21 protein-coding genes and 1 tRNA gene are annotated in these 22,085 nt (G+C 57.4%); 13 read left to right on the forward strand and 9 right to left on the reverse strand.

Features of this window, described 5'->3' with window-relative positions:
- Positions 1 to 2: 2 nt before the first annotated feature.
- From AB4K19_RS07330 to AB4K19_RS07340, 3 genes are all read right to left on the reverse strand, one after another.
- Positions 3 to 665, reverse strand: a complete 663-nt coding sequence (locus AB4K19_RS07330) for a 50S ribosomal protein L21 (protein ID WP_436399385.1) — start codon at positions 663 to 665, stop codon at positions 3 to 5.
- A gap of 185 nt (positions 666 to 850) precedes the next feature.
- A complete protein-coding gene (locus tag AB4K19_RS07335; RefSeq protein ID WP_375227769.1) occupies positions 851 to 1,663 on the reverse strand; it encodes a DUF2059 domain-containing protein in 813 nt (270 codons plus the stop codon).
- A 1-nt stretch (position 1,664) separates the two neighbouring features.
- Entirely contained in the window at positions 1,665 to 2,504 is an 840-nt protein-coding gene (locus AB4K19_RS07340; protein ID WP_375227770.1) for a DUF2059 domain-containing protein, read from the reverse strand.
- A gap of 148 nt (positions 2,505 to 2,652) precedes the next feature.
- Between AB4K19_RS07340 and AB4K19_RS07345 the strand changes: the two genes are divergently transcribed.
- From AB4K19_RS07345 to AB4K19_RS07360, 4 genes are all read left to right on the forward strand, one after another.
- A tRNA-Ser gene (locus tag AB4K19_RS07345) sits at positions 2,653 to 2,742 on the forward strand.
- Between the two features lie 240 nt (positions 2,743 to 2,982).
- Entirely contained in the window at positions 2,983 to 3,567 is a 585-nt protein-coding gene (locus AB4K19_RS07350) for a YceI family protein (protein WP_375227771.1), read from the forward strand.
- Between the two features lie 121 nt (positions 3,568 to 3,688).
- The gene (locus AB4K19_RS07355) at positions 3,689 to 4,219 is read left to right on the forward strand and encodes an RNA polymerase sigma factor (RefSeq protein WP_375227772.1); all 531 of its coding nucleotides are present in this window, start codon (positions 3,689 to 3,691) and stop codon (positions 4,217 to 4,219) included.
- Positions 4,209 to 4,943, forward strand: a complete 735-nt coding sequence (locus tag AB4K19_RS07360; protein WP_375227773.1) for a hypothetical protein — start codon at positions 4,209 to 4,211, stop codon at positions 4,941 to 4,943. The genes AB4K19_RS07355 and AB4K19_RS07360 overlap by 11 nt, the downstream gene beginning before the upstream one ends.
- 21 nt (positions 4,944 to 4,964) lie before the next feature.
- Here AB4K19_RS07360 and AB4K19_RS07365 read toward each other — a convergent pair whose 3' ends face one another.
- From AB4K19_RS07365 to AB4K19_RS07375, 3 genes are all read right to left on the reverse strand, one after another.
- Complete coding sequence (locus AB4K19_RS07365) at positions 4,965 to 7,580, reverse strand: putative bifunctional diguanylate cyclase/phosphodiesterase (RefSeq protein ID WP_436399386.1); 2,616 nt, start codon at positions 7,578 to 7,580, stop codon at positions 4,965 to 4,967.
- A complete protein-coding gene (locus tag AB4K19_RS07370) occupies positions 7,577 to 8,827 on the reverse strand; it encodes an ABC transporter substrate-binding protein (protein ID WP_436399387.1) in 1,251 nt (416 codons plus the stop codon). Before AB4K19_RS07370 ends, AB4K19_RS07365 begins: the two co-directional genes overlap by 4 nt.
- Before the next feature lie 150 nt (positions 8,828 to 8,977).
- Positions 8,978 to 12,004 carry an ABC transporter transmembrane domain-containing protein gene (locus AB4K19_RS07375; protein ID WP_375227779.1) on the reverse strand — a complete coding sequence of 1,009 codons (3,027 nt, stop codon included), beginning with the start codon at positions 12,002 to 12,004 and terminating at the stop codon, positions 8,978 to 8,980.
- A 265-nt stretch (positions 12,005 to 12,269) separates the two neighbouring features.
- Between AB4K19_RS07375 and AB4K19_RS07380 the strand changes: the two genes are divergently transcribed.
- Positions 12,270 to 12,452, forward strand: coding sequence for a hypothetical protein (locus tag AB4K19_RS07380; protein ID WP_436399388.1), 183 nt, complete (start codon positions 12,270 to 12,272; stop codon positions 12,450 to 12,452).
- A 21-nt stretch (positions 12,453 to 12,473) separates the two neighbouring features.
- On the opposite strand, the gene AB4K19_RS07385 is transcribed toward AB4K19_RS07380, so the two are convergent.
- The 3 genes from AB4K19_RS07385 to AB4K19_RS07395 all read right to left on the reverse strand — a co-directional run bounded on the left by AB4K19_RS07385 (position 12,474) and on the right by AB4K19_RS07395 (position 14,991).
- The gene (locus AB4K19_RS07385) at positions 12,474 to 13,046 is read right to left on the reverse strand and encodes a hypothetical protein (protein ID WP_375227780.1); all 573 of its coding nucleotides are present in this window, start codon (positions 13,044 to 13,046) and stop codon (positions 12,474 to 12,476) included.
- A 98-nt stretch (positions 13,047 to 13,144) separates the two neighbouring features.
- Complete coding sequence (locus tag AB4K19_RS07390) at positions 13,145 to 13,876, reverse strand: RlmE family RNA methyltransferase (protein WP_375227781.1); 732 nt, start codon at positions 13,874 to 13,876, stop codon at positions 13,145 to 13,147.
- Entirely contained in the window at positions 13,876 to 14,991 is a 1,116-nt protein-coding gene (locus AB4K19_RS07395) for a Ppx/GppA phosphatase family protein (protein WP_436399389.1), read from the reverse strand. The genes AB4K19_RS07390 and AB4K19_RS07395 overlap by 1 nt, the downstream gene beginning before the upstream one ends.
- Positions 14,992 to 15,255: 264 nt before the next feature.
- On the opposite strand from AB4K19_RS07395, the gene AB4K19_RS07400 reads away from it, so the two are divergent.
- From AB4K19_RS07400 to AB4K19_RS07435, 8 genes are all read left to right on the forward strand, one after another.
- Complete coding sequence (locus AB4K19_RS07400; protein WP_375227783.1) at positions 15,256 to 15,552, forward strand: virulence factor; 297 nt, start codon at positions 15,256 to 15,258, stop codon at positions 15,550 to 15,552.
- A gap of 47 nt (positions 15,553 to 15,599) precedes the next feature.
- Positions 15,600 to 16,526: a methylenetetrahydrofolate reductase gene (locus tag AB4K19_RS07405; RefSeq protein WP_375227784.1), complete on the forward strand. Its 927-nt coding sequence runs from the start codon at positions 15,600 to 15,602 to the stop codon at positions 16,524 to 16,526.
- Positions 16,527 to 16,542: 16 nt separating this feature from the next.
- Entirely contained in the window at positions 16,543 to 17,625 is a 1,083-nt protein-coding gene (locus AB4K19_RS07410) for a methyltetrahydrofolate cobalamin methyltransferase (RefSeq protein WP_436399390.1), read from the forward strand.
- A 235-nt stretch (positions 17,626 to 17,860) separates the two neighbouring features.
- Positions 17,861 to 18,136 carry an STAS domain-containing protein gene (locus AB4K19_RS07415; protein WP_375227785.1) on the forward strand — a complete coding sequence of 92 codons (276 nt, stop codon included), beginning with the start codon at positions 17,861 to 17,863 and terminating at the stop codon, positions 18,134 to 18,136.
- Positions 18,133 to 18,498 (forward strand): response regulator, encoded by a 366-nt coding sequence (locus tag AB4K19_RS07420; protein WP_375227786.1) that lies wholly within the window; start codon positions 18,133 to 18,135, stop codon positions 18,496 to 18,498. The genes AB4K19_RS07415 and AB4K19_RS07420 overlap by 4 nt, the downstream gene beginning before the upstream one ends.
- 10 nt (positions 18,499 to 18,508) lie before the next feature.
- Positions 18,509 to 20,782, forward strand: a complete 2,274-nt coding sequence (locus tag AB4K19_RS07425) for a chemotaxis protein CheA (RefSeq protein ID WP_436399391.1) — start codon at positions 18,509 to 18,511, stop codon at positions 20,780 to 20,782.
- Positions 20,779 to 21,237: a chemotaxis protein CheW gene (locus AB4K19_RS07430; RefSeq protein ID WP_375227790.1), complete on the forward strand. Its 459-nt coding sequence runs from the start codon at positions 20,779 to 20,781 to the stop codon at positions 21,235 to 21,237. Before AB4K19_RS07425 ends, AB4K19_RS07430 begins: the two co-directional genes overlap by 4 nt.
- Complete coding sequence (locus tag AB4K19_RS07435) at positions 21,237 to 22,079, forward strand: CheR family methyltransferase (RefSeq protein ID WP_375227791.1); 843 nt, start codon at positions 21,237 to 21,239, stop codon at positions 22,077 to 22,079. Before AB4K19_RS07430 ends, AB4K19_RS07435 begins: the two co-directional genes overlap by 1 nt.
- Positions 22,080 to 22,085: the final 6 nt, after the last annotated feature.

Genomic DNA, 22,085 nt, shown 5'->3' on the forward strand with positions numbered 1-22,085 from the left:
CCTTAGCCTTTAGCCAGTTCTTTGGCCTGGTCGATCCAGCCTTCACGCTCGATCCGGCCTTTGAACGACAATTGCTCGTCCATAGCAGCTACGTCCGCGTCGGTCCATGCTGCGATCTGGGCGAATGTTGTGACGCCGGCAGCGTGCAGCTTTTTCTCAAGCGCCGGGCCTACGCCGGACAGCTTCTTGAGATCATCCGCGCCTGCAGCTGCCTTGGGTGCTTCTGCTTCGGCAGCTTTGGCTTTCGCCGGGGCTTTTTTCGGAGCGGCCTTCTTCGGGGCTGCTGCCGCAACGGCAGAAGCCGACACCGAACCCGCACCCATGGCAGCTTTTACGCCGGACTTGTCAGCACCGGATGTCAGGATGTCTGTCACTTTGACCAGCGTCAGTTTCTGACGGTGACCCTTTGTCCGCTTGGAAGAGTGCTTCCGGCGGCGTTTGACGAAGTTGATGACTTTCTCGCCTTTGACCTGATCGACGACTTCGGCCTGAACGCCTGCGTCTTTCACAAAAGGTGCGCCTACGACGGTTTTGTCACCGCCGAGCATCAGAACTTCGTTGAATTGAACTGTTTCGCCTGCGTCAGCTGCCAGTTTCTCGACACGGAGCATATCTCCGGCCTGAACTTTGTACTGCTTGCCGCCGGTCTTAAGAACCGCAAACATGCGTCTTTCCTTTTCTCTGCCGCGTCCTGTGGTCCCCGGATCCGGGCGTTTCGGCCTGCTGGCCACCTCGAACAGCGCATCCCGTCAGGGGATGTAAATTAAAACCACAACGGAAATCTGAATGGTCCCGCCGAGTGAAGCCGCCAGATGCACCAGTGGCCCGGCATTGTCAAGCATTGCGTTGGTCAGATATCGTTGCCCGCGGCGCTCAGGGCAAGTGCCCGGCCGAGCGCATAGGATATTTCGCTGAAAACACTGTCAAACCCGTCAAACAAAGCGGCATTCAGCGCCGTACCCGCATCCGTAACGGAAAAGGCAATATAGGCGTCCAGATCGCCCGCAGATACAGGTTGGTAAGCCATCAGCAGAAATGCCCCGAGCCAGCTTTCGGTGTCCGCCTCTATCTCTTCGCGCTGGCCATACACATCCGCAATCATCTGCTCGTCCGACTGTGTCAGCAGGCCCCCATCCGAAAGACCCAGGAGGAACTGATAATTGGATGTCATCGTGCCCGAGACATTGCGCTCCACGAGGTCGAGATCCTCAATATAGCTTTCGACCTGGCCGACTTTCGGGTCTCCTTCATCAAGGCTCCGCTCCCAGGCCTCTCTGGCTGCCTGCTCGACCGCAGGGTCTGACATCGCGGCTCTTGCAGCATTCTCAAGTGATACGATCCGGCCACCTGCTTCGGTGGAAAACCACCCGATTGCAGCCTCCATATCTTCCGGTGTCATCCCGCGCTGAAGCGCGGCACGCAGCCGTTCGTCCATACGCCGGCGGTCGTAAATTCTGTCCACCTGACCGGCAAAAAACGCGCCGCCCTGCCCCGCGATCATATCCTGATCAAGCTCACGCGCATATTCGAGGCCCTCTTCGCGCAGGATGCCGGTGACTTCGCTGACCCGCAGCAGATCCATCAGCACAGTCAGACGCGCGTCCGCCCACGCCGGCAAAGCAGGCGCAATCAGCAGAACCGAGAGGAGTACTGCGCGCAGCACGTCAGAGTTCCTGGTCGGGTTGCAGACCGCGTAGCTGTGCGGCCAGCGCTTCGTACCGGCCCGCCATGATCTCAAACTGTACCGCGTTCATCAGTGCATAAACCGTCTTCATCGTCGGATGTTCCAGCGCATCAGCATAATCGCTGATCTCGTCATCTGAAAACGCCTGATAGGTGTAGGCAGACCCCGACAGCGCAGAAAGCTGAAGACTGCGACGCAGTTCGCCTTCCTGCCTTTCCAGGTTTTCCCGCAGGTCTTTTTCATCCATCTGCAGTTCGATCACCCCGGCAACGGCAGCCGCCATCAGAAAGCGCACCTGCACCTCATGAATGGCATGAACTGATGCGTCCTCGGAACCAGTGGCAGCATTCAGCCGCTTGATCTCTTCCAGACGCGGCGATCCAATGCGTACCAGACCGGCGACGATGGCCTCGCCCGCTTCCTGTTTGAGATCATCATCCTCTTCAAGGTGGGAGGCGTTTTCAACTTCGACCAGCCGGCGGCCGAGATCCGACGTGTAGAAATCAACGGCGTGGGTCAGCATCTCGTCGTCCAGTGTCTGGGACAGAATTCCGATCGCTTCGTCGTGCATCAGACCCGTGTCAAAAACATCATCCGCCAGACGGGTCCAGCGGGCCCCGAATGCGTCCGCCTCCAGACCGAGCATCAGCGGCGCACTTTCAGCGCTCAGCCGGATGCTCTCCAGCGCAACATCAAAGCCCGTGATCTCAAGGAATTCCTCAAGCCGCTCTGTGTCCTGCACCGTTGCCTGCGCAGGCTGCCCGACTGTCATCGCTGTCATCACCAGCGCCGCAAATCCGGCGCGCAGGGAAAACGTCATGTCCGATACCTCATTTACCCGTTTGCGCGAAACGTAGTGGTTTAAAGATAAGGAGCAATGAAAATTCCCGTGTAACGCGGGATTTGGCTAATCTTCCCTTGCCAGCAGGGTCAAAGCCCTCTAAATCCGCCTCCACCAAGACCCCCGCGGAGAGGTGCCGGAGTGGTCGAACGGGGCGGTCTCGAAAACCGTTGTGGGTGCAAGCCTACCCAGGGTTCGAATCCCTGTCTCTCCGCCATTTTTCCCAGGCCAGGCTGCAACTGCCGCGCTGCGAATGCTGGCGCGATTTTTGGACTGCGGGATTATTCGCGTTCGACCCGATGGAAATCCGGCCGCGTTAACCTTTGATTTTATTTCGATTCTTCGCGCCTCACGCCTCCGTGATGGCGTTTTGAGGTTTTCTTCCGAATAAATCCCGCAGCTGGCGCGTTTTCATGGTGTGGACGCGGTGTTCACTGACTTTGGGAGGCTCCAACACATGAAATTCATTGCAGGTATCGCCGGCGCTGCAGCGCTTTGTGCCACAACAGCTCTGGCCGGAGGCCACGCCAACTGGTCATCGGTTGATGACCAGTCGAGCGTCGCGTTCGGCTCTGTCAAAAACAGCGAGTTCGGAGAAGTCCATCACTTCACCGATGTATCCGGCAAAGTGAGCGAAGCCGGAGCCATGGAAATCAGCATCAATCTTGCATCGGTCCAGACCAATATCGACATCCGCAACGAGCGGATGAACGAACATGTTTTTGGCGCAGGCGGTCTCACCGCGACATTGACAGGCCAGATCGACATGGAAGCGCTGGCCGAACTTGGAAACGGCGACACCATGCTCACGGACATTGAAGCGGAACTGAGCTTTGCCGGCACAGAAAACGATATCGAAGCACGCATGCTGGTCGCACGGCTGGGAGATGACCGGGTTCTGGTGACGACAGCTGATTTCATCATGCTGTCTACCGACGATCTGGGGATCACCGCAGGCATCGACAAACTGATGGAACTGGCCTCGCTCGACAGCATTACGCGGGTCACGCCAGTGTCAGTTCGCATGGTCTTTGAAAAGTGACATAATGCGTAACGAGTTAGTCCCCGTGATGCCCTCTGGCGCATCCGGGGGCGGTTACGCCGTGCATCGTCCGGCGACGCAACAGAATGGAACGCGCCTTGACCCACGCGAAAACCGGCGAATGACCATCTGGCGGCGGAAAGCAACCGCTGAACGTATCAGCGACGCCTTGCCGGACATTTTCCCGCGCCTGTGGCGCTACAGTCTGTCCCTTACCGGCAACCGGGACGCGGCAGACGATCTTGCACAGGCCGCCTGCCTGCGCGCGATGGAGAATGCCGCGCGGTTTGATGAAGGCACGCGACTGGATGCATGGATGTTCCGGATCACGCATAATCTATGGATCAGTACATTGCGCAAAAACGCTGTCCGCACAGGCGGCGGCCTTGTGACCGTCGACGATACGGTATTAACGGACCCGGGACCCGGACCGGAACGACAGGCGATGAACAGGGAAGTCCTGAGCGCTGTGCTGCAGCTGCCGGAAGCTCAGCGGGTGGCTGTTATTCTTGTTTATGCGGAAGGGTACAGCTATCGCGAGGCAGCCGGCATTCTGGATGTGCCTATTGGGACAATCATGAGCCGCCTTGCAAGCGCACGGTCAGTACTGGGACAGAAATTCGGCGATCAGGAGACGCAGGATGCAAGATAGGTATTTCACGGACGAGGAACTTGTCGCCTACCTTGATGGCGAAACAGAACACGCGCCGGTGGATGTGATCCGGGAAGCTGTCGGGCGCAACCCGGCCCTTGCCCGCCGTGTTGCGGCCCTGCAGTTTGATGCGGGCGGGCTCGCTGAGGGATATCCGGCGCTTCTTCCGGCCCCGCGGTCGGGCGCGCCGGTTCGTGCGGCTACTCTGGCCGCCTGGCCGCGCAGTGCGTCAATTGCCGCTGCTGTGGCGCTGGCCGCAGGGATCGCACTTGGAACACTGATCCCGGACTCCCGTTCGGCTGGCTGGGTTGACTATGTCGCGGCGTACCAGGCGCTGTATTCCAGCAGTACACTGTCGCACATTTCCGCGGTTCCGGATGAACAGGCTTCAGAACTGGTCCGGGTCGGCGCGGCAATTGGCAAATCAATCTCGCTTGACCGGCTGAATGCTTTCCCGGAAGCAGATTACAAACGCGCGCAGGTTCTGAGTTTTGAGGGCAAGGCCCTGATACAACTGGCGTTCCTCACCAGCGCTGGCGAGCCGCTGGCGTTGTGCATTATCCGGTCTGCAGGCATGCCGTCAGACGCGCCGGAACTCTCGGAAATGGAGGGGATGCATGCGGCGCACTGGTCAGACGGCACTTATGAATATCTGCTGATCGGCGGGTCAGACGACGCGCTGATCAGACGGATCTCGTCGGGTTTTGCCAGTACCGGGGTCTGAAAGGCAGGCGGGCATAGCCACTTAACCCGCCGGTTGCACCCCTTCGGTAGCACCCTGTCCTGTGACAGGTTCAGGACGATGCTCAGCCATAAAGGTTCTGAGATCCTCAAAACTGAGCGGTTGCGCAAAGTGATATCCCTGCAGGGTAGAGCACCCCATGTCCATCATGAGGTCTGCGTGGGCCTCTGTCTCAACCCCTTCTGCCGTCACGGCGATCCCGAGGGAGCGAGATATATCAATAATTGACCGCACCATGTCGCGGCAGACGTCAGAATCCGGTGCACCAAGAACAAGACGCTGATCAATCTTCAGCACATGCGGATTGACCTGCATGAGGCTGATCATCGACGCGTGCCCGGAGCCAAAGTCATCAATCTCGATCTGCAGACCCTGATCGTGGATCAGATCGAGGGCAAAATCCAGGTACTCAGGCCGGTCATCAAGGAAAACTGACTCCAGAATTTCGAAGGACACACGTGTTTCCCGGAAATTCTGACCTGCAATCAGCTGGACCAGTTCCGGGTCCGCGATGCGGTCAGCGGTGACGTTGAAAGCCACTTTCGGCACCGGCATGCCCTCATCTTCGAGAGCCTTCACATCTGCCAGAGCTTTCTGCGTGACCATCCTGTCCAGACGCGTCAGAAGGGACAACTGGTCTGCCACCTCAAGGAATGCTGAGGGCGCGAGAATGCCACGCTCCGGCTGTTTCCAGCGGGCAAGAACCTCGACCCCAACGATCCTGCGTGAATTTGCGTCGAACTGGGGCTGGTAGAATGGCACGAATTCCCCCCTGTCCAGTCCGACACGAATAAGCTCTGCCGTGTCCCGGGTTTCAATCGCAGCGTGGTGAAGTTTCTCGTCGTAGACCGCCACCTGATTGCGGCCCGCAGATTTGGCGGCATAGAGCGCCGTATCCGCCGCACGCACAAGCTCGGGCGTTTCAATCAGGCCGCACCCCGAAGTTGCAATCCCGAAACTGGCACCGGTCTGGATCTGTTTGCCCTCGTACAGGATCGGCAGGACAATACGCGCTCGAATGCTTTCCGCAATGCTGCAGGCTTTTTCCAGATCGACACCCTGGCCCAGCAAAACGATGAATTCATCGCCACCAATCCGAACCGGCAGATCCGCACCGGAGACTTCTTCCCGCAAGATGCGTGCGACCTCACACAATACGTGATCGCCCGCTTCATGCCCCATCGTGTCGTTGACATTCTTGAAGTGGTCAAGATCGATACGGACGACGGAGGTTTCCCCGGCTGAAACCGCACGGGCACGTCTTTCAAACTCGGCGTTGAAACAGCGCCGGTTCGCAAGCCCGGTGAGTTCGTCATGCAGGGCCTGGTGTTCGATCGCCTCCCGGGCCTCGCGCAACCTCGCTTCCTGAGACTTGCGCTCGCTCACATCGCTGGAAATAGACATAAAGCCATAGGGCTTGTTGTCCTCATCGAACAGCGGGGCAATACTGATCCGGGCCCAGTAGGGAAAACCCAGCTTACTGTAATTCAGTAATTCAACACGCACCGGTTCGAGGGACCCCAGCGCCATGCGTATCTGATCCACCTCAAGCGGGTCGGTGTCGTCCCCCTGCAGCAGCGCACCGGGTCTTTTGCCGACGAGTTCTTCCGGACGGTACCCTGTCATCCGGGAAAAGGCCGGGTTGCTCCAGATGATCCGCTCATCAAGATCGGTAATCAGGATCCCTTCTTCTGCCTTCCTTGCAATCGCGGCCAGCTCACCCAGTTCTTTCTGCTGCTCGCTCAGCTTGTTCCGGGACGCCTCGAGGTCTGCGTGCGGTTTCAGGATCGTATGTCGCCCGGCCCAGCCGAAGGCGGCGAAAGGCAGGAAGAGCGCGACCGCGACGGCAAGCATTGTCGTTGACACGAGTTCCTGACCCACGCGCGAAACAAGCGAGAGGTCGGGACGGAGCACGACCGACAGATCGGCCACCGGCAAAGCTGCAGTATGATCTGCGATCCGGGCGGCGGCCGTGTCAGTACGCAGAATACGGAACGGGGTGCCCGTATCTTCGCCTCCCCCACCCATGCCCAGAACCAGATCCGTTACGGCCACGACCGCACCCTCCGGCAGCCCGCGGCTCATGACCGGCACCGAAATCAGCAGATGCCCTGGGGCGTTTTTTTCTCCGGCGGGAGCAGAAATCCAGTCTGAAACGGGCTTTGTTGCCGACATTGACCTGAGCGCCAGATCACGGGCCATATCCCTGATCAGGCGGGTCGTATCAGCGTCAATGCGCGCCTGTTCCCGCGAAACATCGTAGCTGGCAATGTCCTCCCCAAGAAAATCGTAAAACAACACGTCTCGTAGGCCCGCAGGGAGGACAAGATCATCAAGTCTGTCGAGTGTCTGATCCGCAGTAAGAGAGTTGCCAATCACGAAGGAAACGAGATTGGGCTCTGACGCTATGTACTCTGACAGGCTCAGAACCGGCTCAATGCGCTGGGCAATTTCCGTTGCCTCGCGTTCGACATAAACATCAGCCGCGTCCCGCTGAGCCTGCACCAGAAAAGGGCGCGACGTCAGCCAGACAGCCACCGCGGAACTGACAAGTGCAAAAACAAAAACGCCGCCAAGCAGCAACCAGAACACGTGATATATTGATGCCTTAAGCTTCATTGCAGCATATCAGTGTCCATGCCCGTGTCCGGCAACATCAAGCGACCGTTTTTGGCAAAGCGGGCGACACAGAGGTCAGCAAGACCCAGTGCTTCATGGGCATCAGGATCATGCACGTTGTATGGGCGGAACGGCTGATTGTAAGTTCGCAGTATGCCCTCGACAGGGTCTTTGAGATTTTCCAGAGCCACCCTGATAAGAGAGCGGCGTTCGGCTGTGCCGGCTGCGCTCCAGCGTTCGGAACGCATTGCCTGTTTCAGAGCTGATACGAAGATGCGCGTCAGATCATATCCGTGCACAAACCCCGCAACCGACGGAAGATCGGAAAGTGACGAATATGTACCGGGTCCCTCCCCGGCCAGTGTCAGCGCACGTTCGACAGCCACCCGGCGCGTCTGCTCAACCCGCAGGCCACAGGTCTGAAGCACTTCCAGCTGCAGTTCTTCGCGAATTTCGTCCGCCACATTGTCTGCGAAACTGCCCGCCATGATGCCCCAGTGGCTCACGACGCGGACCGGGGCCTTCTCGGTGAACAGTTTTCGCACGAGCTGTGCGCCGCTTTCATCGTCCGCCAGAAGGATGACACAGTCAGCACCGGACTCGCCGATCTCAACTGCAATCCGCGACGCCTCTGTCGCCCCTACCGAACCGGAAAACATCCAGACCTCAGGCCGTTCCGGTATCCTTTTTTCGAACCCCTTCAGAAGAGCGATCCGGTTAACCCGTCCCCAGCCTGTGTCCATCAGCAGAAGTGCTGGCCGGGTGCATTTGTGCACATCAAGCAGACGGTTCACAAAGAATGCCGACGACTTGGTATCATCAATCGACACCCGGAAGATCCAGTTTGTCCGGCCTTCAGCCGCACGGGTGATCGGGCCAGCCGCCGACCAGGGCAGCAACAGAAGAATGCCGTTTTCGTTGATCATCGTGCGGTTGGTGAGATAGGGTGGCGAATGCACTCCGCCGATGACCGCAAGCGCCGCCGGATCAGTCGCAAACGCTCTCAGCGTCCTGAGAGACCGTTTTCCGTTTGCCCGGTTGTCAAAGGGCAAAACATCGACCGTCAGGCCTTCTAGCTGGTCTTCCGTTTCACGCAGCGCAGTCCGCACGCCAAGTTCAATTGCCTCGGCAGCGGGCGTACCATGAGAAAAATCAGCATCGATATAGAGACTTACCGTTTCAGCCGACGCGGACGCACCACAGACAGACAGGGCAAACGCCAGACTCTTGAGTCTTCCCAGCAACATATTAACCTCTTCAGCGACGCCGTGGCGCGCCAAACCTCTCACCTCAGCACACAGTATTGCCGCAATCCGCACCAAAGGATTAACCGGCGGGTCATATCACCACCCCGCACGGCAGTCTTTACGTTCAATTTTTAGAAAACCCCTGGCGGATCAGGACGTATAGCCTGCCACCACCTGAAGTAACCGGAAGGACGTGGCGGCATCATTCTCCACGACAGCAAGAAACTCTTCCTTACCAAGCCTCAGAGCCTCAAACTCCGTTTCAGCCTTCAGCGTCAGAGCACGCGGCACATTCCGGATCAGCCCGAGCTCGCCGACAAGCTGCCCGGGACCTGCTTGCGCCACGCGCTGATCGACTTCAGCGGCATCAGGATTGTAAAGACCCGCTGTGCCCGACAGGATCATGTAGGCCCCGTCCACAGGATCATCGTTCTTGCTGAAGATGATCTCCCCTTCTGCTGCGCGATACCATCTTGCCCCGAAGGCGAGCAGCCGCAGCTGCCGGCGGTTCAGATCCGCAAACAGATCAGTGGTTTCCAGCGCGCGTACTTTGCGCATCAGATCGGCACCCGCAGCGGTATCACCGGAAACCGCAGCCTGCGCACCGTCGGAGACCAGCCTGCCCCGGTCAATCTCCAGATGTACATCAAAAACGTGATGTTCGCTGAAGCTGTCGCCGATATAAACGAGCATTGTTTCGGGCAGTAATCTGCGCAGATTTCGGTGCATTTCGATGCGTACGGACAGGTCAAATCCGGACAGAGCCTGTTCCAGAATGAGAATATCCGGCTTCTTGATCGCAGCGCGGCAGACGGCCAGCGGTTCCGCCAGTGCCGCTGGCAAATCACCGCCCTTGAGCCCTAACGGCAGATCAAATATCAGCCCCATCACGTCAGACCGCAGGCCCTCGCGTTCCAGTGCCTGGGACACGATCCGCCGCAGTTCATCGGCGCGTGCACCCGCGGTATCCGAGACCTTTCCAAAAAGCGCGTTCTCGAGCACCGACAGCCCAGGGGCCAAAGCCATTGCGTCAAGAGGCGCAAAGAGATCGCCCAACCCGGAAGGTGCTGACGTCAAAACACTCTGGCGGCGCTCCAGGACACTTTGCTTGATTTCGTCTGAAAACGCGGGGCCGATCTGTTCCGCCGTGATCTGCGCAGGCAGGCTGATCAGCAATCGCCTGTCGGCATCGGACAACGGCTCACCGGGGTTCAGTCTCAGCCGTCGGCGCACCTGGACCGACCGCTCGTAAAGGGCTGCATCAAGACCCAGCTTGCGAAACAACGGATGCTCTGTACCATCTGTTCCGAATGTCTGATTGAGCAGACCGACCACATCCAGCGCAAGCTCCAGAAGTCCTTTCTCCAGCCCCATCTGCGCAAGCACATCGAAAAATTCCGGGCGGTTGGCCAGTTCGCTCTGGCTCATTGTCTGTCGTGGTGTCGCAAAGAAAATATTGCCCGCAACGGAAAGCGCCGGATTGTATCTGTCCGGCTCAAAGGGCCAGACGTGACGCGACAGCCCGGCCTCTTCCACTGCGGCCCGAATCGCAGGACGCGCCGCCACAATCCCTGCGGCCAGCCTGTCGTTTTCGCCGCCCGTCATAATCTGATCGAGCGAGCGGCGGAAAAGCTTGTCGCCCGATCCGGTGGCATCGACCAGCGTTAGCCACCAGTCTTTCAGCTGACCCGCATCCTCTGTATCTGCGCCCGATGGGTTCAGCCATTCTACCCCTGCGGGATCTTCGCTGTTGCCCGCCGCGATGGCTTCCTGCAGCATCTGCTGGTCCGCTGCGCGGGCAGGCCCGACGGGCTTTGACTGCAATGGCATCAGAACATTGTCGCCGAACGATCCCTGAAACAGGACAGGCCGCGCCGCTGCATGCCCGATACGCGCGGAAACCACACGCTGGTGAAGCCCGGCCAGCGGCATGCCCGCTACGGTCACCGTCCCGCTGACAGGCGTCACCTCCCGGATCAGCACGTCCGCCAGCGCCCGCCGGTCCTGTTCGCTTGGGGCCGTCACGGCAACAACCGCCCCTGCCGGAAAAACAGCCGAAACCCGGTCCAGCACCAGGTTGCCATCGGCATCCACAACACTGATGTCATCCAGCTCGATCGCGCCTTTCAGACTTTGGATGCTGTCAGGCTCACCTGACATCAGCTCAGCCGGGATCACACCGGCCGGAGCAAATCGCTCCATGACGGTTTCCCAGCGCAGGCTCATATCCTGTGCCTGATTGTAGTAGGCCAGCAGTTCTTTCCAGGGCGAACTGAGATCTTTGTAGGCGGCGAGTGCTGCGACAAGCGCGCCAAGAGATACCGCGCCCTGGATGACCAGATAACCACCAACAGCAAAGAAGAAGAACGGTGTAAGTTGTGTAATGAAGTTGTTGATAAACTTCATAAAAAACTTTTTCTGATAAATCGTGAAGCGGATGCGGTAAACGATGCCCAGACGCTCGGTGATCATTGCCAGCCGGTGCCGCCAGCCACCATGGATACGCAGTTCTGAGGCCCCTGCCGCGCTTTCCCCGATCATGGAGGCAAGCGTACGCACCTCCCGTATGCGTTTCTTGTTCAGAAGGTTGATCTGGCGCTGCAGCCGCGGGATCAGCCATGCCTGCAGCGGGATGAGCGCAACAGCAGCAAGCCCGAACCAGACACTTTGCAGGAAAAGAAAGAACAGAATGGTGAGCATCTGGCCTGCCTGCAGAACAGGCTGTGCCAACGCATCGCCCATGATGCCCCCCATTGGTTCCGTTTCCCCCGTGATCATGGCGACAAGTTCGCCTTCGGACGTGCGCTGGAAATAGGGCCTCGGGAACCGCAGCATACGGGCAATCAGACCGTACCGGAGCCGGCGCAGCATTCGTTCCGACAGCACACCCTTCATGGTGTTGATGCGCATCTTCAGCAGGCCATGGCACAGAACGGCCACCAGGAAGGCGCCACACAACAGCCAGAGGTAAGTCACCTGGTCCAGCTGCGCGCCCAAAACACCGATCCGCGCTGACTGCGCACCAATGGCGTCATTGATAATCCGTTTGGGTAGCTCAAGTGTCAGAAACAGAAACGGAAACAGAGTGCAGGTAACGATCAGCAGAACGAACTGATCCCGCTTTGAATACTTCCAGATGAACTGAAAAAGTGTCTTTTCGATCCTGCGTACCCCCACCTTCGGGGTGATATCCCTTATCCTTTGTAGGAGCCGCGGGAAAAGCCCGCAAAGGTTTTTCGCCAAACCTTCCGGAAACGGGGATTTTTTCAGCCGCCAGTTGAAAACAGTAGGCGCTGCACGTTCATGACCCCGCTCAAATGTCCAATGCGCCGGAGTGTATTGAATTGAAAGGACCCGTCATCCTGATGCCTGCAGGATGACCAAACTCTGCCGCAGTTCGGTGTCACTGTGCAGGGTTAAATCCGGAGCGCAGGATAAAATGATGAAACCGAGACACTGTGAAAACCCCCGCCGGTATGGACGGCTGTTTGAGCTGATGCGGCAGGAGTGTCAGGCTGAAGCAACTGCAGAGCGCGTTTCCAATTCAGAAGTGCGCGCTGCAACGCCCGCCGATATGGAAAAAATCCTCAGGAGCGCGCAGAGCTCGCTGCAGGCGCGCGTCTGAGGCGCACCTGCAAATCACAGATCAGAAAAAGGCTTCTGCATTGAGGCCGATTGTCATGGCACCAACCACTTCGCCTGTCGCGGGGTCGGTCAGCGCCACGGAAATCTGACCCTGATAGGTCTGCGAACTGTCATCAAACTCGATCGCATCCACAAATACGGCCCCGGACCCGGCACCATAGCTCTTGGAATACTTGTCTTCGTCACCCTGCCAGTAATCCGACGTGATGTCACTTGCAGCGACGTTCAGGCCAAGCGCGTCCATAATGAAAATCTCGGTGATCCGCCCGCCGGACTCATCAACCTTCTGCTTGAGAAACGCCGAAAGTTCATGCCCCATGACTTCACTGATAAATGGTTGATCTGACTGACCTACCTGACCACGCCATGTGTTATCCCACTCGAGGATCTGCTCGTTACTCGCGCCGGCCGTTTCGGCGTTCTGTTTGTTGACGGCGGCAATGACTTCGGGGCTCATCGCCCAGCCCATGACATCACTGTCTACGAATGCGCGCATCGCCGGGGGCGCGTCTACTGCCTGAGCGATGCTTGCGGCCAGCACCAGCGGTGCGGAGAGAAGAATTTTACGGAACATAACTACCGGTCCTTTAAGTTGCATTGGCCCGGTATCATCAGCGGGCCCCGACCGGATGCTAGACACGACAGACTTAAAGTCCGGTAAAAGAGCCTGCTTCAGCCGCGAAACCCTGTCGCAACAACAAATTTTTCGGAGCTGTCTGACCTCGAAGATGGTGGCTTGATGTTGGCGACCTTGTCGAATCGCTGCTTCAGCAGCTTTTGCAATTCCCCCTCCGCACCACCGGCCAGAACCTTGGCAACGAAGGTTCCGCCCTTGTCCAGAACGTCGAATGCAAACCATGCAGCCGCCTCGCAGAGCGCAATGATGCGCAGGTGATCTGTCTGTTTGTGTCCGGAGCTGGCCGCGGCCATGTCTGACATCACCACATCCGCCGTTCCGCCCAGCCACTCCCGCACCCGGGCGTCAGCGTCATCCTCCATAAAGTCCAGCTGATAGAGCTCGCAGCCCGCAATCGGCTCCATTTCCTGCAGGTCGACCCCCAGAATACTGCCAACGGCCTTGCCCTGCTTCTCACCCAGGGCATTGACCCTTTTCACCGCGACCTGACACCAGCCGCCCGGAGCCGCCCCCAGATCCACGACGCGCGCACCCGGAACGAGAAAGCGGTATTTGTCGTCCAGCTCCATGATCTTGAATGCCGCCCTGCCGCGATACCCTTCAGCGCGGGCCCGCTTGACATAGGGGTCATTCAGCTGGCGCTGGAGCCATCGCGTCGAACTGAGTTTGCGGCCGCGTGCAGATTTGACCTTGACCTTCAGGTCGCGCTGGCCCCGTCCGGACGTGTTTTTACCTGAGGGTGTTTTCCCACCGGGTGTTTTCGCCATCAGAATGCCCCCTCTGCCAGCACACCATCCGCACTCATCTGAGCATAGAGCAAGCCTTCGCGCAGCCCGCGGTCGGCCACAGAAAGCCGGTCCGTCGGCCAGCAGCGCATCAGCGCCTGCAGAATGGCGGCCCCTGACATGATCAGTGCCTGCCGGTCCTGGCCGATACGCGGATCGGCGCGGCGCCCTTCGGGTCCGAGCGCCAGATAAGAACGGATCACGCGCTCAATCTCATCCGTTGTCATGTGCAGCCCGTCCACCTTTGTTCTGTCGTACCGTTTCAGGCCGAGATGACTCGCTGCGACGGTGGTAACCGTGCCGGAGGTTCCGACGATCTGAAACTTTTCCTGTGCATGCGTGTCATTGTAGGGCGAAAAATCCGACAGGTTTTCCTCGAAGAACCAGCTCATGAGTGCAAACCGGGCTGCGTCATCCTCGACGTCACTGAACTGATCCCGCAGTGTCGCGACCCCCAGAGGGACCGAAATCCAGTCCACAACCCGTGCGGCGGGCTCATCTGCATGGCCGTTCCGGAACCCCTGATGCAGACGCATGATAGAGCCCGGCCGGTCCCGCGGCGGCACATCGCTCAGATCAATCCACACGAGCTCCGTCGACCCGCCGCCGATATCCACCACGAGCAGGTTTTCCGTCGCACGGTTAACCAGCGGCGCGCAGGAAATCACAGCCAGCCGGGCTTCTTCCTGTGGTTTGATGATATCGAGGCGCAGACCGGTTTCGCGCTGAACGCGGCGGATGAACTCGCGGGCATTGCGTGCCCGGCGGCAGGCCTCGGTGGCCACGAGGCGCATCCTGCGCACCCTGTTGCGGCGCAGTTTCTGCTGGCAGATTCGAAGGGCCTGGATAGTACGGCTCATAGAGCCATGCGAAAGCCGTCCGGTTTTCTCCAGACCTGCGCCAAGCTGCACGGACTTGGAAAAGCTGTCCACCACACTGAAACCTGACCCGCGGGGCTGGGCAATCAGCATGCGACAGCTGTTTGTACCCAGATCCAGCGCTGCATAAAGCTCACCTGGCCTGGGCGGAACTGGCGCGGGGCTCAGAGCCGTCTTCTGGTCGAGCGCGCCCGCACCTTTGGGACGCTGTGGCGCCATCTTTCGCGCCTTTCATTTCGAGTTAACGCCAACCTAGACACTGGCCTGCCTCAGCGCAAGCATCACGACACGCAACCGGGCGGCCGCATGACCGGGGCTCACGATGATGATGAGAATTTCCACAGCCGCAGGCCTCGCCGGACGGGCCGCAAAAGGCTACATGATGCGGCGAGGTCGCGGAAAGCCCGTGTTCTGTCGAAAAACGACGCAGAGCGCGCAGATGCAGCCGTTAGACAGAGGCCAGAGACGTGGGAGGAATCAGCCATGCCCGAAGTGACCATTGTGTACTGGAGAGACATCCCCGCCCAGGTGATTGTGGGCAAGGGTCGGCGTGGTTCCAAGCGCCCGCTGCCTGAGCGTTTTGAGCAGGCAATTGACCGGGCTGCAATGAAAACCGGTGCAGCGGAAACTGACGCCTATCTTGCAGAGTGGCGCAAGGCGGATCCCTTCGAAGTCGCCGGAAACCCCGATGATATCGCCGATGCAGAAGCTGCGCGTATTGATGCGGAATACGACCAGGCCCGCATTAAGTCTCTGATTGATAACAATGGCTGGGCCTGACCCTGCCCTCTCTGTCTGACACCCTCTTGTCCGGGAAGGATCGCCTGATGGCTCTTCTGAACTTCAAACGCAAAGACACCGAAGCCCCAAAAGGCGCCACGCCTGAGGTCGAGACCTTTCTGCAGGATTATTCCATTGAGGTGATGCCTCGCACAGCGGAGAAAGTGGACAGTTTCCGCGACCTGCTGCCGGCCGGAACGCGCGTCTACATCGCGCATATCGAAGGCACGCCGATTGAGGATATGGTCCGCACAGCCGCCCGTCTGAATGATGATGGCTTCCAGGTCATGCCGCACTTTCCCGCGCGGATTATCAAAGACCGCGCCACGCTTGCCGACTGGATCGCCCGGTATCAGGGTGAGGCAGATGTCCGCCAGGCGCTTCTGCTCGCAGGCGGCTTGGCCGCGCCGCACGGCGATTTTGACAGCTCGATGCAACTGATGGAGACCGGCCTCTTCGATGAGGCGGGTTTCACACGTCTGCATGTCGCCGGGCACCCCGAAGGCAACCGTGATATCGACCCGGACGGTGGCACCGGTAACGTTGACGCGGCGCTGCAATGGAAGAATGAGTTCCAGTCGCGCACGGATGCAGAGATGGCGCTGGCAACTCAGTTCGCCTTTGACGCAGGTCCGATCATTGCGTGGGCCGATGGGCTGAAGGAGGCCGGTATCACCCTGCCCGTTCACATCGGAATCGCAGGGCCCGCGAAACTGCAGACGCTTATCAAGTTTGCGATCGCCTGTGGCGTTGGCCCGTCTCTCAAGGTGTTGCAGAAGCGCGCACTGGACGTGACCAAACTTCTGCTGCCCTACGAGCCGACAGACGTGCTGAACGAACTGGCCGCGCACAAGGCGGCCAACCCTGATTTCAACATCACCAACGTGCACTTCTTCCCGCTGGGCGGCATCAAAACCAATGCCACCTGGGCCATTGAAAACGGCGGCAGCTCTGCCGTCCCAGCCAACGCCTGATCCAAGGACACCCTGAATGACCCGGACAATCGTCGAATCCAAAACCAAAACCGCTGTCATCGGTTTTGATCAGCCCTTCTGCGTGATCGGCGAGCGGATCAACCCCACCGGCCGCAAGAAGCTCGCGCTCGAACTTGAGGCCGATGACTTCAGCACCGTCGAGGCGGACGCCATCGCTCAGGTCGAGGCCGGTGCAACCGTGCTGGACATCAACTCCGGCGCTGTCTTTACCAACAAGATGGCGGAAGACACGCGGTATGCAGACAACAACTTTGTTGAACCGCCCCTGATGAAAGCACTGATCGAACGGGTTCAGGCGATTGTTGATGTGCCGCTCTGCATCGACAGTTCAGTACCGGGCGCGCTGGAAAGCGGTCTGGAAGCCTGCGAGGGCCGGCCGCTGCTGAACTCTGTCACCGGGGAAGAGGAGCGTCTTGAGATCGTGCTGCCACTGGTGAAGAAGTACAACGTACCGGTTGTTGCAATCTCGAATGACGACACAGGTATTTCGGAAGACCCGGAAGTCCGCTTTGCCGTTGCCAAGAAGATTGTTGAACGCGCAGCCGATTTTGGCATTCCCGCACATGATATTGTTGTGGACCCGCTGGTCATGCCGATCGGCGCTATGGCAACGGCCGGCAATCAGGTTTTCACGCTGGTACGGCGCCTGCGCGAAGAGCTGGGCGTCAACACGACCTGTGGCGCGTCAAATATCTCTTTCGGTCTGCCCAACAGGCACGGCATCAACAACGCGTTTTTGCCCATGGCCATGGGCGCGGGCATGACCTCCGCGATCATGAACCCCGTTGCCCTGCCCGTCAGTGCCGCCAAAATCGAAGCCAAGAAGCAGGAGCTTCTCAGTGCCGGGATCGTCATTCCCGATGGCATGGACGATGAGGTTTTCTGCCAGACCTTTGGCATGGGATCGACGCGGCCACGTCCGGGCAAGGAAATGGAAGCGATCCGCGCGGCGAATTTCCTGACGGACAATGATCCGCATGGTGGAGCGTGGATTGCCTTCAACAAGGAAGCGCCAAAGCCGGGTCAGGAAGGGCGCGGACGTGCGGGACGCACAGGAGGCCGGCGCAGACGCGGCTGACCAGACATTCTGTTGGCCGCGACCGCAGATACAGCACAGACCGAAAGGGCCACAGGAAGCTGTGGCCCTTTCTTTTTGGTGTCACCTTTCAAGACTTCTTTCCCTGACTTCCGGAAATGAAACCGGAGGTAACCGAGTTTTAACGGAAGGCCCCATACAACTCCTCCGAACACCTGATCAGCCAGCGTGGAGGAATCAATGCGCCCGGAAAATACGCCCGCCTGCGGAGGTCCTGATGAGTGAACCTCTGATTGCAGACCCCAAGCTTGATCTGTCAGCTGCTTCTGATCTGGCAACCGCACTGAAATCACGGGCTGATGAGGATCTGACAGTAGATCTCTCAAAGGTAAAACACCTTGGTGCTCTCTGCCTGCAGGTGTTTCTGGCCGCGGCAACCAGCGCGCAGGCACAGGGTCACAAAATATCCTTCGTGAATGCTTCTGACCGCGTGATTGATCAGCTGCGTGTCATGGGCATGACACCGGAAACTATTTCAGGGGGCCGTCAATGACTTTGGAAATTCTCGCCGTAGATGACAGTCGCACAATGCGCGACATGATCAGACTGGCGCTGACGCCAGCGGGTTTCAACGTGCACACAGCTGACGATGGCGTGCATGGCATAGAGGTGCTGAGCGGTATCGAACCGGACGCCATTATTACCGATATTAATATGCCCCGGATGGATGGATTTGGTTTCATCGATGCCGTCCGCGAGCAGGATCAGCATCGCGCCACACCAATTCTGGTGCTCACAACCGAAGCAGCACCAGAGCTCAAGGCACGGGCCCGCACTGCCGGCGCGACCGGCTGGATCGTTAAACCGTTCGATCCCGCCAAACTGATCAAGGCCCTTCAGATGGTCGCCGGCTAGGAGTTTCGAGATGTCTGACACGAACGACCCAATGGCGGAAATCCGCGCCTCCTTTTTCATTGAGTGCGAAGAACTGCTCGAAGCCCTGCAGGACGGGTTACAGGAGCTGTACGATGGTGCCGACGACACAGAAACCATCAACGTGGTTTTTCGTGCCGTTCATTCGATCAAGGGTGGCGCAGGGGCATTCGGACTTGAAGCTCTCGTCAGATTTGCTCACAGGTTCGAAACAGTTCTGGACGAAGTCCGCGCCGGAAGAATGACAGCAGATCCTGACGCTCTGAAGGTTTTTTTCCAGTGTGCAGATCACCTCTCCGATCTGGTGCGTATCTCCCGGGACGCAGGGGACTTACCTGAAGAACGAACCACTGAACTGCTCGGATCTCTGAACGATATGCTGGGCGAAGACGCCGCTGAGGAAGAAAACGAGGCAGAAGACGAAGACATTGATTTTCAGCCGGCGACGCTTTCGCTCGACATGGATTTCGGCGATGACGACGGCGAGGGACTGGAGTTGCCCGATCTGGATCTGCCGGACATTCCGCCGTTGCCCGGACAAAACCAATACACAATTACCTTCAAGCCGGAAAACGAGCTTTACGAGACTGGCAATGAACCGTTTCACATGCTCCGCGCCCTCGACGACATGGGAGAATGCATCGTCACATGCAATCTGGACAATCTTCCCGACCTGGAAGGCCTGTCTCCGGAAAACTCGTGCCTGAGCTGGACGATAAAACTGACGTCAGCCGTCGACGTGGCGGAAATCGAAGCTGCCTTTGAATTTGTGGAGGGACTGTGCGCCCTGGAAATTGTGCAGGACGAAACAGCAGGTAGCACAGAACCGGAAATCAACGACGCTCCGGTTGAAGATGCGCAGGAAGTGACCATCGTTGAAATCTCCGAGGAACCGACAGATGCAGGCGCACCTCTTCCCGTAGATACGGCAACGGAAACAGCAGCGCCGGAGCTGCCACCTGAGCCGGCGAAGGACATCAAACCAGCTGAGCCGAAGTCTTCAGCACCAGCAGCAACCGCCAAGAGCGGCGCTCCATCGCCTGCTGCGGCTGCAAAATCGGTTGTCAGAGTTGACCTCGACAGAATTGAAAGGCTGGTGAACCTCGTCGGCGAACTGGTCATTAATCAGGCGATGCTCTCGCAAAGCCTGGAGTCCTCCGGACTGTCACCGCATTCGGATGCGATGAATGGACTTGAAGAGTTCCAAAGGCTGACCCGGGACATTCAGGACAGCGTCATGATGATCAGGGCCCAACCGGTGAAATCCCTGTTTCAGCGCATGTCCCGGATCGTACGCGAAGCCTCGGCTTCAGTCGGGAAGGACGTCAGGCTTCATACAGAAGGCGAAAATACCGAAGTCGACAAAACAGTCATTGAACGCCTGGCCGACCCGCTGACACATATGATCAGAAACGCTGTTGACCACGGCCTTGAAACCTCTGAGGAACGGCTGGCCGCCGGAAAACCTGAACAAGGACGGGTGAACCTCATCGCCGCGCATCGTTCCGGCCGCGTGGTAATTGATGTTTCGGATGATGGCGGAGGCATCAACCGCGAGAAGGTGCTTCAAATCGCAATAGACAAGGGATTGATTCCCGAAGAAGCTACCCTTAGCGACAGCGAAATTGATAACCTTCTGTTTCTGCCAGGCTTTTCCACCGCATCGGTTGTATCAGACCTGTCAGGCCGCGGTGTCGGGATGGACGTGGTACGCACAGCCATTCAGGCACTTGGCGGCAGGATTACCATATCTTCAACACCGGGCGTCGGCACTACATTTTCAATTTCCTTACCTCTCACCCTCGCCGTTCTGGACGGCATGGTCGTACAGGTTGCTGATGAAACGCTGGTGCTTCCTTTAAATGTTGTAATCGAGACACTCACACTGACCAATAAAGATGTTGAAATGGTAAGACCAGGTTCATTCGTTGTGCGTGTACGAAGCGGTTTTGTCCCAATCTTCGACCTTGGGAAGGAATTAGGTTACCGAGAATCCGTCGAGGATTTCGAAGGATGCGTCGTCCTGCTGATCGCGCACGAAGATGAAAGCCACGCAGCGCTCATAATTGATAGCATTCAGGACCAGCGACAGGTTGTGATCAAGGGCCTTGATGACAGTTTTTACCGAGCTCCGGGCATTGCTGCCGCGACCATACTCGGCGACGGGCAAATCGCACTCATCCTTGATACATCAGATATCATCTCAAACGCCATGGGGTCTACAGGCACCAAAGGTACCACTCAATCCACGGGGATACCGGCATGACCGAAAAAGAAACATCCACATCAATCGAGTTGCTGACATTTCAGTTGGCCGATCAGGAGTATTCCCTAGACATCATGTCCGTTCGGGAAATACGTGGTTGGACTCAGACCACGCCTTTACCGCACGCGCCAAGTTACATGAAGGGTGTCATCAATCTGCGCGGCACCGTTTTGCCGGTTATGGACCTTTCCCAGAGACTGGGTTTAAAGCCCAACAAACACTCAGATCGTAACGTCATCATCGTAGTTAGCCACGAAGGTACAATGACGGGACTACTGGTGGACGCCGTTTCTGATATAATTGCTATAACAGAGAACGACCTGCAACCGCCTCCAGAAGTACAAACTGGCAGCATTCCAAATGTAGTCAGTTCGTTAACACTTATTGACGAAAGAATGATAAGAGTTCTTGCTCTTGGGTCTGTTGTTGAATCAGTTCAGAATTCGGCGGCATAATGAACCAACATACAAACATGCAGCTGAGTCCGACTGACTTCGATATAATAGCTCAAATTGCCTACCGCGAAAGCGGTTTGCAACTTGTGAAGGAAAAATCGTCAATGATTCAGTCGAGACTAAGGCACCGTGTTAATGCACTTGGGTTGCCGGGTTTCGAAACGTATACAAAGCACGTTGCGTCAGAATCCGGGAAGTCAGAGCTTCGTCACATGATTTCTGCGTTGACAACAAATGTTTCGCACTTTTTCCGCGAACAGCACCATTTCGACATCTTGAAGGACAGAGTTATACCTCAACTGAAGTCAAAAATTGAAAATGGCGAAAAAATACGTATTTGGTCAGCAGGCTGTTCCAACGGGCAGGAAGGTTATTCAATTGCGATGTGCCTTATGGAAAACATCGCTAACCTAAAGTCTTTTGATGTGAAAATTCTAGGAACTGACATTGACCCGAAAGTAGTGGAGTTTGCGTCCCAAGGATTGTATCCTCAACGGCTGCTGGAAGGAGTTCCCAAAGAGTTCTTACACAAGTATTTTCAATCGAGCGCTACAAAAACCGATGACACCTTTTCTGTGATCCCTGAATTAACCAAAATTGTCGCGTTTAAAGAGCTAAATTTATTGGCAAAATGGCCGATGAAAATGAAGTTCGACGTCATATTCTGCCGAAATGTTGTAATCTATTTCGACCTTGAGACGCAAAACAGTTTGTGGCCACGGTTCCATTCTTCATTAAAAGAAGATGGCATTATGTTTCTTGGCCACTCCGAGAGAATTAACAATCATGAAAAACTGGGTTTTTATACGGACGGACCCACAACTTATCGCCCTGGCCATTAAAAACGC

This window comes from Roseobacter phycocola (assembly GCF_042055075.2).
Classification (GTDB): Bacteria; Pseudomonadota; Alphaproteobacteria; order Rhodobacterales; family Rhodobacteraceae; genus Roseobacter.